The sequence below is a fragment of the Rhizobium sp. Root1220 genome, assembly GCF_001426265.1.
Lineage (GTDB): Bacteria > Pseudomonadota > Alphaproteobacteria > Rhizobiales > Rhizobiaceae > Rhizobium.
This window is the reverse complement of sequence record NZ_LMDG01000002.1, coordinates 113,731-126,087: the sequence shown is the minus strand read 5'-3', so window position 1 is coordinate 126,087 and position 12,357 is coordinate 113,731. Positions and strand designations below refer to the sequence as shown.

The following is a 12,357-nucleotide window of genomic DNA, read 5'->3' as shown; positions in this document are numbered from 1 at the left end:
ACGGTACTGCGCGGCAATGCCTTGCGGCTTGGCGTGTTGAAACTCGGGGAAGGTCTATGGAAAAACGCTTACTGGACGGCAAGGCCGGACGACTTCGCACGCTAAGATCCGGCATCGTTATCGCAGCCGGGTTCGGCGCTTTTCTGGTGTCCTCTTGCATAGCCAATGCCGACGGCTACCGCCTCGGCATCATGGACAAGCTGAAGATCAGGGTCGCTGAGTGGCAGACGGCGGATGGAACGATCCGCGACTGGTCTGTTGTCAGTGGAGACTACACGGTCGGGCCGTCGGGAAGCATTTCCTTGCCTTTCGTTGGTGATATGCCGGCTTCCGGAAAGACGACGGATGCGATTGCCCAGGAGATCGGTGCAGCCCTGCAGAAGCAGTTTGCTCTGAAGGATCGGCCATCCGCGTCGGTCGAACTGTCCGAGTTCCGTCCAGTGTATCTGTCCGGCGACGTCGAGAAGCCGGGCGAGTATCCATTTGCTCCGAACCTCACGGTCGTAAAGGCAGTGAGTCTTGGGGGCGGCTTGCGCCGCGCAGATTCGGGGCAACGCTTTGCCCGCGACTTCATCAATGCCAAGGGCGATGCGGTCGTCTACATGGCGGATCGCGCGCGGCTCCTTGTGAAGCAAGCGCGCTTGCGGGCAGAAACGGCAAATCAGGATTCGTTCGAGATGCCGAAGGAACTCGCGAACGTGCCCGAAGCGAAGGCTCTGGTGGCAAGCGAGATGTCGCTCATGACCTCTCGCAAGAAGCGGCTGACATTGCAGCTTCAGGCGCTCGACGACCTGAGGTCGCTTCTGCAAAGCGAAGTGGAGACGCTGGCCAAGAAGACGGAGACGCAGACCCGACAGCAGCAGCTTGCCGTGGAAGATCGCGACAAGGTCGAGGATCTCGCCGAGAAGGGGCTTGCTCTCAGCGCGCGCAAGATGGCCGCCGAACAGCGCGCCGCTGATATCGAGGCGACGCTGCTCGACATCGATACGAATTCACTTAAGGCAAAGCAGGATATCAGCAAGGCCGACCAGGACACCATCACTTTGAAGAACGATTGGGATGCGCAGCTTGCCCAGGAACTTCAGAGCGCTGATGCACAACTCGACGAGCTTAATCTCAAACTCGAAACGAGCAACTCTTTGATGTCCGAAGCATTGACGCAATCGACAGATGCGGCACGCTTCGACACCACAACCGGTGCCGCCAGTATCGCCTATTCGATCGTGCGCGAGGTCGATGGCAAGGCAGCTGAAATTCCGGTTCAGGAGAATACGGCGCTGCAGCCCGGAGACCTGATCAAGGTGACCGCCGGGCTCTACATGAGATAGCGAGGCCGCATGCGGATCGCAAAATCGGCGCTTATTCAGCCCGGCAGGAATTCGGCTTACGCTGTTCCTGCCGTGGCATTGTCACTTTTCTGTTTCGCCTACTCGATCAAGTTCGGGCAGGTAGCGATTCTGCTCTACTATGCATTGTGGCTGCCGCTCATTGCGGTCGACTATCGCAAGGTGCTCGGGAGCTACAGCCGCTATATGTGGCTTTTCGCCTTTGCCGCGTTGACGTTCCTGTCGGTTTTCTGGTCGGCTGTTCCCAGCACCTCCCTGCGCGCGAGCATTCAATATCTCACGCAGGTGATCTGTGCGTTGATAGCCGTCCGCGTGGTCGATGCGAGAACGCTCACGGTCGGCATGGTCGCTGGCGTCTGTATCGTTCTCATCTACTCGGTACTCTTCGGATATTACGAGTACGATCCGCTCGACGGAACGTTCAGCTTTGTCGGAGCCTTTGCGTCCAAGAACCAGCTTGGTTTTTATGCCTCGCTTGGATTGATCGTTTCCTTCGCCGCGGTATTCATTTTCGGCGAGCGGCGATTGTGGATGGTTGCTTCGGGCGTCGTTGGCGCGTTGTCGGCCTATTGCCTGCTGGCATGCCAATCGGCAACCTCGGTCCTTACTACGGTTGTGTCGATAGCACTGATGATGGGGCTGCGTGCGGTGCTTACGCTTGCTCCCAATCAACGCAAGCTCCTGATCATCGGCGGCGGCGTTGCAGTCATCATTCTTGCTGTTGCGAGCGTTTATCTCGGCGTCGTCGATGCCGTGCTTGGCATCTTCGGCAAGGATTCTACGCTGACCGGACGTACATATCTCTGGCAACAGGGAATCGAGGCGGCAACACAGAACCCGATATTCGGCGTCGGCTACCAGGCCTACTGGGTCCAGGGATTCTCCGAGCCGGAGCGCCTTTGGGAAGAATTCTTCATCGGTTCGCGCAGCGGTTTTCACTTCCACAATACCTATATCGAGACAGCCGTGGAGCTTGGGCTCACGGGTGTGCTCATTCTCGCAACGATGCTGGTGAGAATCCTGTGGGGACACCTGCGCCGGCTGATCGAGGACTTCAAAAACGATGAATCTCACCTGCTATTCACCATCGTGGTACTTCTGACGATCCGCTCCTTCGTCGAGATCGACATTCTGACACCCTACAATGTCGGAACTTTCCTTTTCTACTTCGCGGCCGGGAAACTGGCGACGGCGAGCCGGCGACAAGCCGTCGGTTTCTGGCGACATCAAACACCATCAGAACCCATAGCCCAATAACCACCATTTCGGCCGGTCCTGAACCGGTCCTTCGAGGAACCGGATGAAAACCCTTTACGGCATCCAATATTTGCGCGCCTTTGCGGCGCTCGCGGTCGTGGTCTTCCATGCGGCAGAAAAGTCGGGTGAGCATTTTGCGATCGGCGCCGCCGGCGTTGACGTCTTCTTCGTCATCAGCGGCTTCATCATGTGGGTGATCAGCGACCGTCGGCCAATGACACCGCAGGGATTTCTGCTGGATCGCATTCGTCGTATAGCTCCGTCCTACTGGCTGGTTACGGCTGTCATGGTCGCGGGCGCTCTCGTCGGGCTGTTTCCCAATCTCAGGCTGACAATCTCCCATCTCTTTGCGTCGCTCTTTTTCATCCCGGCGCATTCGCCAAGCAATGGCGAAATATGGCCGGTTCTCGTGCAGGGCTGGACACTGAATTTCGAACTGTTCTTCTACGCGCTGTTCGCCGGGGCGTTGTTCCTGCCGCATCGCTGGCGGCTGATCTTTTTGTCGGTGGCCTTTGGCGGCTTCGTGCTCATCGGCATGATTTTCCAACCGACCTCGGCACTGCTTCAAACCTATACCCGCCCGATTATCCTGGAGTTTCTCGGAGGCGTCTTCCTGGCGGAACTCTGGCTGCGCAGATGGATTGCCGGCACGAGCCTGGGGCTTGCCTGTGTGGGTGCAGCGCTCTCGGGCTTTGCTGCGATCTTCCTCATGGGTGCGAACTTTGACGAGACCATTTGTGGGCCGCTTGCCATGGCGCTTGTCTACGGCATGGTGTCCCTCGAAGCAGACGGCAGCATTGGCCGCGTGCCGCTCCTGACCTATCTCGGCGACGCATCTTATTCTATCTACCTCTGGCACACGCTTGCAATATCGGTGATCGTCAAGGCTGCGGGCGTCATGGGGCTGTCGGTAACGCCGACGGTTCTTGCGGCAGTCGTCGGGGGCACTATCCTCGGCGTAGCTGCCTATGAATTGATCGAGAAGCCGATCAGAAAGATACTTTCCGGAGACGGATTGAGGCGCCGCCAATTGCAGCGGCGCCCGTCCTGAGGCCGATCAATTCCTACGCCGCAGTCGCCTCGTCATCCTTTTGCACCTCCGGCGGCGGAAGCCGCTTTCTTCCGATGGACCGCAGGACCACGTAGAAGACCGGCGTCAGGAAAAGTCCGAAGAACGTGACGCCGAGCATGCCGGAAAAGACGGCGGTTCCGAGGGACTGGCGCATCTCGGCACCCGGCCCGGTCGCGATCGCCAGCGGCAGGACGCCGAAGATGAAGGCGAATGCCGTCATCAGGATCGGGCGAAGACGCAGATGGCTCGCCTCGACGGCGGCATCCACGGGCGACTTGCCTTCCTCTTCCGCTTGGCGCGCGAACTCGACGATCAGGATGGCGTTCTTTGCCGCGAGGCCGATCAACACGATCAGCCCAATCTGCGTCAGGACGTTGTTGTCCATCCCCCTCAATGACACGCCGATCAATGCGGCGAGCACCGCAAGCGGGACGATGAGGATGATTGCCAGTGGCAGAACCCAGCTTTCATATTGTGCCGCCAGCGCGAGGAAGACGAAGATCACGGACAGGGCGAAGATGTAGATGGCCGTATTGCCTGTGTGGGTTTCCTGGTACGCGAGTTCCGTCCATTCGTATGTCGTGCCGGGCGGCAGGATCTTCGCGGCGAGCGCCTCCATCTTTGCAATAGCGTCGCCGGTCGAGGTGCCCGGTGACGGATTGCCCTGCAGCGGAACGGACACATACATATTGTAGCGCTGCACGAGGGCAGGGCCACTGGAATCCTGGATGTCCATCAGGGTTCCAAGCGGTACGAGCGCGCCGGTTGCCGATCGGACCTTCAGGGCGAGGATGTCCTCCCTGTCCATGCGATACTGCCGGTCTGCCTGGGCACGAACCTGGTAGACCCGGCCGAACGCGTTGAAATCGTTCACATAGGACACCCCGAGATTGATGGAAAGCGCGTTGAAGATATTGGGGATGGGCACATTCAGGAAGCGTGCCTTGTCGCGGTCGATTGCCAGGAAGTATTGCGGGCTGGCGTCCGAGAAGGTGGTGAAGACGCCAGTCAGACCCTCGGTCGTTGCCGCCGCACCCATCATCTGTCGGGCGAGACCGAGCACGCGCGTCATGTCCGGGTTATCGAGGTCCGAAATCTGCATCTTGAAGCCGCCGGAATTGCCGACGCCGCGCACCGATGGCGGCGGGATGGCAATGATGAATGCTTCCTGGATGCTCTGAAGCTTGCCGAAGAGTTCGCCGATGATCTTGTTGGCTGTCTCTCCGCCTTCGTCGCGCTCGGCAAAGGATTTGAACGGGACAAAGACGACGCCGGCATTCGAGGCATTGGTGAATGTCGCGCCACTGAAGCCGGCAAACTGCACGGCATTGCCGACACCGGGCACGGTGCGGGCGATATCACCGACCTGTTTGACGACCGCGTCGGTACGCGCAAGGGAGGCGCCGTCGGGGAGTTGGATGACGATGATCGCGTAACCCTGGTCCATTGTCGGGATGAAGCCCGCAGGGACTTTGTTTGCCATGTACCAGGTCGCGCCCAGCAACCCGGCGAAGACGACGAGCGAGCAGGTCAATCCGACCCAGCTGCGCACCAGATGTCGAACGATCCATGAATATCCGGAGCTCAGGCGATCGAATCCGTAGTTGAAGCCGTTGGCAAGACCTCTTCCGAAGCGTGAGACGATATTTGTCGGGCGCGTTTCGTGGTCGTGAGGTTTCAGCAGGATGCCGGCCAGTGCTGGTGATAGCGTGAGCGAATTCAGGGCAGAAATGGCGGTGGTTACCGATATGGTAACGGCGAACTGCTTGTAGAACTGGCCCGATATGCCCGGAATGAAGGCGGTCGGCACGAAGACGGCGATCAGGACCAGCGAGATGGCGATGACGGCGGTACCGACTTCGTCCATCGTGACGTGCGCAGCCTCCCTGGGCGACATGCCGCGCGCCAGATTGCGTTCCACGTTCTCCACCACGACGATCGCATCGTCGACGACGATACCGATCGCGAGAACGAGCCCGAAAAGCGTGAGCATGTTGAGCGAGAAACCGAAGGCGAGCAGCACGGCAAAGGTACCGATCAACGATACCGGTATCGCAACGATGGGGATGATCGCCGTTCGCCAGGATTGCAGGAAGACGAGAACGACGATCGCCACCAGAAGGGCTGCCTCGGCAATGGTCCGATAGACCTCCGTGATCGAATCCGAAATGAACTCGGTCGTGTCATAGACGATCCGATATTCCAGTCCCTCCGGGAAATTCTGCGAGATGTCCTTCATGATCCCCTGGATCTGATGCGCGGTATCCAGCGCATTGGTCCCGGGGCGGGCAAAGATGCCGAGCGCAACGGCGGGGTCATTGTTGAGGTAGCTGTTGGTGACGTAGTCCTGCGCGCCAAGTTCGATACGGGCGATATCCTGCAGCGTGACGAGCCGGCCGCCGGGAGTCGATTTGACGATGACGTACCGAAACTGTCGAACGTCGGAAAAGCGGCCCTCGGTCCGCACCGTGTATTCGAACGCGTTCTTACCGGTGACGGGCGGCGCGCCGATCTTGCCGCCCGATACCTGGACGTTCTGGTCTCTCAACGCCGCGACCACGTCGTCCGATGTCATCTCATAGGCGGACAGTTTCTCCGGATCGAGCCAGATGCGCATCGAGTACTGTCGTTCGCCGAAGATCTGCACATCGCCAACGCCGTCAAGGCGGACGAGAACGTCGCGGATGCGGTTGCGAGCGTAGTTGGAGACGTAAAGCTGGTCGTAGCGGTGCGACGGCGACAATAGATGCACGACCATCATCAGGTCGGGCGAGCTCTTGTCGGTCGTGACGCCGAGCCGTTGGACTTCGTCGGGAAGCCGCGGTAGCGCGATGGACACGCGGTTCTGGACCAGCACCTGAACCTTGTCGAGGTCCGTGCCGAGCTTGAAGGTGATGGTCAGCGACATGGCGCCGTCGGCGCTGGAGTATGAAGACATGTACAGCATGTCCTCGACGCCGTTGATCTGCTGTTCCAGCGGCGTCGAAACGGTATCGGCAATCGTCTGCGGGTCGGCACCCGGATAGGAGGTGCGCACGACGATGGTCGGTGGCGCAATCTCCGGGTACTGCGATACCGGCAATTGCGTATAGGCAATGCTGCCGACAACCAGGAGGACGATCGAAATAACGGCCGCGAAGATCGGCCGGTCCACGAAGAAATGGGCAAATCTCATTGTCCGCTCTCCGTAGCGCCGGTCTCGGGGGGCGTGTCCTGACGCTCCTGCGGCAGTTCCGTCATCTGCGGGGTGACCATTGAACCCGGCCGTGCGCGCATCAAGCCGTTGACGATGATCGTCTCCGTGCCGTCGAGGCCCTCGCGAATGACGCGATAGCCGTAGAGCCGAGGTCCGGGCCGAACCTGCTTGGTCGAAACCTTGCCATCGGCGCCGACAACAAACACGACACGCTCGTTCTGGTCGGAACCGATCGCCTCGTCGGGAACGAGGATGGCCTGGTAGGTGTTGGAGGCCGCGACCTGGATGCGGCCGAACAGTCCGGGCTGAAGTACCAGGTCCGGATTGGCGAAACGAGCACGGAGCCGAATGGTGCCGCTCTGGTTGTCGATGCGGTTCTCCGCGAAGTCGAGCCTGCCCTTGAAGGGCTTGGCATTGGGATCGCTGATCGTCACGGTGACATCGACGCCGCCGCCACCCAGTTGAAGGTCCTTGCCCTGTTTGCGCGCGGTGTCGGCGAAATTCAGCAGGCGGCGCTCATCGACGTCGAAATAGAAGTCGATCGGATCGAGCGAGACAATGGTGGTCAGGATGGATTGATCGGCCTGGACCAGATTGCCGACGGAAATCAGGCGACGGTCGATACGCCCGCTCAAGGGAGCGGTGATCTTGGTGTAGACCATGTCCAGAGCGGCACGGTCTGCGGTCGCCTGCGCACCGCGGACATTCGCCTGGGCCGAAATCCATTCTCGCCGCCGGTCGTCGAGGATCGAGATCGACTGGCTGCCGCTGGTCGCCAGCGTGTCGGCGCGTTTGAACTGCGCCTCCGCATAGGTCTGGGTCGACTTGGCCACTTCAAGGGCAGCATTGGCCTCGTTGAGCGCGGTGACGAAAGGTCGTTGATCGATCACGAAGAGCAGATCGCCCTGTTTCACGAGCGCGCCGTCGGTGAAATGAATTTCCTGAAGGTAGCCGCCGACGCGGGCGCGAACGGAAACTTCGTCGACAGGCTCGAAGCGACCGATGAATTCGTCGTTGTCGATGACATCCCGGATGACCGGCTTTGCAACGGAAACAGGCGGTGGAGGGGCTGCCTGCTGTGCGATTGCGTCACTTAGCGGCAGAAGAGAGGCAAGGCTGAAAACCAACAGAGATCGAAGCGAGCAAGGCATGGCGGTCCTCAATTCGGGCGGCCGAGAATTGCCGCCGTTATGCTGAAAGGATGCAATTCATGTCTGGATGTCCTCGAATGATCGCCGGTGCTCTCATTCGCCTATGCTGTAATCTGCTTCGTGGTCCTAGCTGTTCGCCAGGCCCACGGCTTGCATTCGAGAGTTCGGCCGAAGATCAGTCCCTCTCCGTAAGCCTCTGGATTTTGACTATAAACGGCTGTCGAGCGCAATTGCAAATGACGGTGGGTTGAAACTGCATCCGCAGCTGAAATCTGTAGGAGCAACGTCGGGTGCCGGATTTCCGGACGTTTTACGGGCGCCTGCTGCCAGTGCAACCCCATTGGGGGGACGCGCTGCTCGGTGCGCAACGCCTGTCCATTGGTGGGCTGCGGCATTTTCGCCGCACTTGCGGAATCTCGGGGTGGGGCTCTTGTGCGTCGCACACGCTCACTATATCTAGACATATTATAAGTGCGCTATCGATTATCGGCATGGTTTCTATGAGTAGCAATCCGACCTTGGGCTTCCTTCTGCATGATGTCTCACGCCTGCTACGCAAGCGGTTCGATCAGCGTGCCAGGTTTCTGGGGTTGACGCGCTCGCAATGGCAGACGCTGTCCAATCTCTCGAACAACGAGGGCATCCACCAGGCCGGGCTTGCCGATATTCTGGAAATCGAGCCGATCACACTTGTCCGCATTCTCGACAAGCTTGCCGACCGTGGGCTTATCGAGCGCCGCCAGGATCCGACTGACCGCCGGATCTGGCTGCTTTACTTGCGTGAGGAAGCGCATCCGCTTCTTGCGGAGATGCGGGACCTCGGCGACGTGACCCGAGGCGAGGCTCTGAACGGCGTTTCCGCTGAAGAGCGTGAGCAATTGTTCCAAGTCCTATCCCACGTGAAGACCAACCTAGTGCAGGCCTGCAGGACACCTCTGGCCGAGAACGAGACCAAACATGGCTGACAAATCCCCCTTGCGCGTCGTTGCCGACGCAAATGCCAAGAATCCAGTTGAAGACAATGACGTTCCTGTACGCGAGGGACCGGTGGCAGAGGCGCCTTCATCCAATTCAGCGCCCGCCACTGCGGTGGCTGCGCCCGGCGGCACGAAGGTCGGCCGCCGGCGCAGCTTCACACGTCCGGTACTTTTCGCGTTGCTGCCAGTCGCGCTCGTCGTCGGCGGCTATTACTACGTGAATGGCGGTCAGGTCATGTCGACGGACAACGCCTATATTCAGGCCGACATGGTGGGCTTGACGACGGACGTTTCCGGTATCGTGGATCAGATCAACGTTCACGAGAACGAGGCCGTCAAGAAAGGGCAGGTGCTCTTCAGCCTACGTCAGGATGCCTTCAGAATTGCTCTCGACGGTGCCGAGGCGCAGCTTGGCGCCGTCCGCAACCAGATCCTCAATCTCAAGGCCAGCTATCAGCAGTCGCTTGCCGAGATCACCCAGACCGAGGCGGATATCCCGTATTTCCAGACCGAATTCGACCGTCAGCAGAGCCTGATGAACAGTTCGGCGGCCACACGCGTCGCTCTCGATATGGCCAAGCACAATCTTGATGCCGGTCACCAGAAGGTTGCCGTCGCCAAGGCGGAAGCCGCGGCTACGCTGGCACAGCTCGGCGGCGATGCCGATCAGCCAGTCGAGCAAAACCCGCTCTATCTCGAGGCCAAGGCCAAGGTCGACGATGCCCAGCGCGAGCTCGACCACAGCGTCGTCAAGGCACCCTTCGATGGCATCGCGACCAATGTGAACTCGCTCCAGCCGGGATCCTATCTGCAGGCTTCGACGCAGGCGTTCTCGCTCGTATCAAGCGATAAGCTCTGGATCGCAGCGAGCCCGAAGGAAACCGAGCTGACCTATGTGAAGCCGGGTCAGCCCGTCACCATTTATGTCGACAGCTATCCGGGCGTCGCTTGGAAAGGCAAGGTCGAGAGCATCAGCCCTGCTTCCGGCTCCAGCTTCTCGCTTCTGCCGGCGCAGAACACCACCGGTAACTGGGTGAAGGTCGTGCAGCGAATCCCGATGCGTGTCAGCATCGATGATACCGCCGGCAAGCCGCCACTTCGCGTCGGGATGAGCACCGTGGTCGATGTCGATACGGATCACGCCCGCGGCCTTCCGGATTTTGTTTCCAAGCTTTTGGGCCGCTCCGGCGGCAAGGATCATGAGTAACGCTGCTTCCTCCCCAGTCACCCCGGTTGTTGCCAATCGCGGTGCGATCACGGCTTGCGTCATCCTTGCCGTCATCATGCAGGCGCTGGACACGACAATCGCCAACGTTGCGTTGCCCTATATCCAGGGCAGCGTTTCGGCAAGTGCCGACCAGATCAACTGGGTTCTGACGTCCTATATCGTCGCTGCCGCCATCATGACCCCGCCGTCAGGCTTCCTGGCTGCCAAATTCGGCCGCAAAAGAGTTCTGCTCACAGCGATCATCGGTTTCGTCGTCGCGTCGGTGCTGTGCGGCCTCGCGCAATCGCTCAACCAGATCGTCGCTTTCCGCCTGCTCCAGGGGTTGTTCGGCGCGGCACTCGTTCCCCTCTCGCAGGGCATCCTTCTCGACATCTATAGTGTCGAGGAGCGCGGCTCGGCGATGGCCTTGTTCGGCGTTTCGGTCATGGTCGGCCCGGTCCTCGGTCCGGTGATCGGCGGCTGGCTGACCGACAACATCAGCTGGCGCTGGGTTTTCTACATCAACGTGCCGATCGGCGCGCTGGCCTTCGCCGGGATCGTGATCTACGTCACCGAGACGAAGCTTGATGCGCTGGCGAAACTCGACTGGTTCGGCTTCGGGCTGATGAGCCTTGGGATCGCCTCGCTGCAGCTGTTCCTCGATCGTGGCGAGCAGCTCAACTGGTTCGGGTCCGGCGAGATCATGGTCGAGGCGGTAGTCTGCGCCTCTGCCTTCTACCTGCTGATCGTGCATACGCTGACTGCCGAGAAGTCTTTCGTGAACCCGAAGCTGTTCCTCGACCGAAATTTCTCCGTCAGCATGATCTTTATCTTTGTGATCGGGATCACCTATCTCGCATCGTTGGCACTAATGACGCCCTATCTGCAGACGCTGATGGGCTATCCCGTCATCACTGCCGGTATCGTCATGGGGCCGCGCGGGTTGGGGACCATGCTTTGCATGTTCATCGTCGGCAAGCTGATCGGCAAGGTGGACACGCGCCTTCTCCTTGTTCTTGGCCTCGGGCTGACAGCATGGGCAATGTACGACATGACCGGCTGGACGCCCGATGTGTCGCAATGGACGATCATTTCCGTTGGTTTCGTCCAGGGCGCGGGGCTCGGGTTCCTGTTCGTGCCGCTGACGACGATTGCCTTCTCGACGTTGCCTGCCCACATGCGCGGCGATGGGACGGGTCTTTACAACCTGTCGCGAAACATTGGTTCGAGCGTGGGTATCTCGATTGTTTCTGCCCTGCTGGTCGAAAACGCGCAGGTCAACCATGAGACGATTTCCGCCTATGTCACGCCATTCAACCGCGCGTTCGAGACGGCAGCCGCACAGGGGCTGAGCCCCCTGACGGCCGCCGGACGGGCGGCGTTGAACGAAGTGATCACGCTGCAGTCGACCATCATTGCCTATATCGATGACTTCAAGCTGCTGATGATCATGTCGCTTGCGGTCATTCCGCTGGCACTGCTCTTGCGCAGACCGAAAGTCGCGCCGGCGATCGACCACAGCGCCGTGATGGAATGATCAGCGAAACGGCTTGCTGAGATATCGAGACCCCAGAATGCCGAAGCGCCAGGGGGCATCGGCATTTTTCGTTATGCCAATGCGCTTGCCTGAGACGATTTCGGCGGGTGTGGTCGGCGCGATCGAAAACGGTTGCCGGTCCAGCAGGCGGTCGTTCAGGGAAATGTCGATGCCGAGCGCCTGGCACAGCTTGCCGGGACCACTGCAGAGCTGCTTCAGGCTATCGGTGCCGCGGCGCTCGATCATCGCGCCAATCCCGGTTTCCGGTTCGATCGCCCGGATCAGTACGGCCGAGCCCGGAGTGCACACGAAGTTGACACACCAATGCAAGCCGTAGATGCGGTAGATATAGACGTTGCCGGGTGGGCCGAACATCGCACCGTTGCGCGGCGTAGGCCCACGAAAGGCGTGCGAAGCCTCGTCATCGGGGAAATAGGCTTCGGTCTCGGCAATGCGTCCACCAATATCGCCAACCGAAAAATGGCACCCGAGCAGATCGCGTGCGATAGCGACGGCATCGCGCCGAAAGAAATCAGCCAGCTCCCGGCCAATTAGCGGGATGGTCCCGATCGCACTCGGCGAATGTGTCATGGATTCTCGAAGTTTGGCTGGGA

Annotated in this window: 9 protein-coding genes; 6 read left to right on the top strand and 3 right to left on the bottom strand. The window is 59.8% G+C overall.

Annotated features, from left to right (window positions below):
* The first annotated feature begins 56 nt into the window (after window positions 1-56).
* Genes ASC90_RS03680 through ASC90_RS03670 form a run of 3 tightly spaced genes read left to right on the top strand, consistent with a single transcriptional unit; the run spans window position 57 to window position 3,654 of the window.
* Window positions 57-1,328: a polysaccharide biosynthesis/export family protein gene (locus ASC90_RS03680; protein ID WP_056535501.1), complete on the top strand. Its 1,272-nt coding sequence runs from the start codon at window positions 57-59 to the stop codon at window positions 1,326-1,328.
* Between the two features lie 9 nt (window positions 1,329-1,337).
* Entirely contained in the window at window positions 1,338-2,603 is a 1,266-nt protein-coding gene (locus tag ASC90_RS03675) for an O-antigen ligase (RefSeq protein WP_056535498.1), read from the top strand.
* A gap of 43 nt (window positions 2,604-2,646) precedes the next feature.
* Window positions 2,647-3,654, top strand: coding sequence for an acyltransferase (locus tag ASC90_RS03670; RefSeq protein WP_056535495.1), 1,008 nt, complete (start codon window positions 2,647-2,649; stop codon window positions 3,652-3,654).
* 13 nt (window positions 3,655-3,667) lie between these two features.
* Here the strand turns inward: ASC90_RS03670 and ASC90_RS03665 are convergent, their stop codons facing one another.
* A complete protein-coding gene (locus tag ASC90_RS03665) occupies window positions 3,668-6,850 on the bottom strand; it encodes a multidrug efflux RND transporter permease subunit (RefSeq protein WP_056535492.1) in 3,183 nt (1,060 codons plus the stop codon).
* Window positions 6,847-8,022, bottom strand: a complete 1,176-nt coding sequence (locus tag ASC90_RS03660) for an efflux RND transporter periplasmic adaptor subunit (protein WP_056535488.1) — start codon at window positions 8,020-8,022, stop codon at window positions 6,847-6,849. Before ASC90_RS03660 ends, ASC90_RS03665 begins: the two co-directional genes overlap by 4 nt.
* 500 nt (window positions 8,023-8,522) lie before the next feature.
* Between ASC90_RS03660 and ASC90_RS03655 the strand changes: the two genes are divergently transcribed.
* From ASC90_RS03655 to ASC90_RS03645, 3 genes are read left to right on the top strand one after another with little or no spacing between them, the layout of a single operon-like run.
* Window positions 8,523-8,987 carry a MarR family transcriptional regulator gene (locus ASC90_RS03655; RefSeq protein WP_056535485.1) on the top strand — a complete coding sequence of 155 codons (465 nt, stop codon included), beginning with the start codon at window positions 8,523-8,525 and terminating at the stop codon, window positions 8,985-8,987.
* Window positions 8,980-10,206, top strand: a complete 1,227-nt coding sequence (locus ASC90_RS03650; RefSeq protein WP_056535482.1) for an HlyD family secretion protein — start codon at window positions 8,980-8,982, stop codon at window positions 10,204-10,206. The genes ASC90_RS03655 and ASC90_RS03650 overlap by 8 nt, the downstream gene beginning before the upstream one ends.
* Window positions 10,199-11,743, top strand: a complete 1,545-nt coding sequence (locus ASC90_RS03645) for a DHA2 family efflux MFS transporter permease subunit (RefSeq protein WP_056535478.1) — start codon at window positions 10,199-10,201, stop codon at window positions 11,741-11,743. Before ASC90_RS03650 ends, ASC90_RS03645 begins: the two co-directional genes overlap by 8 nt.
* Here the strand turns inward: ASC90_RS03645 and ASC90_RS03640 are convergent, their stop codons facing one another.
* Window positions 11,744-12,334 carry a DNA-3-methyladenine glycosylase gene (locus ASC90_RS03640; protein ID WP_056535468.1) on the bottom strand — a complete coding sequence of 197 codons (591 nt, stop codon included), beginning with the start codon at window positions 12,332-12,334 and terminating at the stop codon, window positions 11,744-11,746. It abuts the gene before it with no gap.
* Window positions 12,335-12,357 lie beyond the last annotated feature (23 nt).

Bases quoted from the DNA above. Each gene is read 5' to 3' on its own strand.
- ASC90_RS03660 (WP_056535488.1), bottom strand. From the start codon at position 8,022: ATGCCTTGCTCGCTTCGATCTCTGTTGGTTTTCAGCCTTGCCTCTCTT.
- ASC90_RS03655 (WP_056535485.1), top strand. From the start codon at position 8,523: ATGAGTAGCAATCCGACCTTGGGCTTCCTTCTGCATGATGTCTCACGC.
- ASC90_RS03640 (WP_056535468.1), bottom strand. From the start codon at position 12,334: ATGACACATTCGCCGAGTGCGATCGGGACCATCCCGCTAATTGGCCGG.
- ASC90_RS03665 (WP_056535492.1), bottom strand. From the start codon at position 6,850: ATGAGATTTGCCCATTTCTTCGTGGACCGGCCGATCTTCGCGGCCGTT.
- ASC90_RS03645 (WP_056535478.1), top strand. From the start codon at position 10,199: ATGAGTAACGCTGCTTCCTCCCCAGTCACCCCGGTTGTTGCCAATCGC.
- ASC90_RS03670 (WP_056535495.1), top strand. From the start codon at position 2,647: ATGAAAACCCTTTACGGCATCCAATATTTGCGCGCCTTTGCGGCGCTC.
- ASC90_RS03675 (WP_056535498.1), top strand. From the start codon at position 1,338: ATGCGGATCGCAAAATCGGCGCTTATTCAGCCCGGCAGGAATTCGGCT.
- ASC90_RS03680 (WP_056535501.1), top strand. From the start codon at position 57: ATGGAAAAACGCTTACTGGACGGCAAGGCCGGACGACTTCGCACGCTA.
- ASC90_RS03650 (WP_056535482.1), top strand. From the start codon at position 8,980: ATGGCTGACAAATCCCCCTTGCGCGTCGTTGCCGACGCAAATGCCAAG.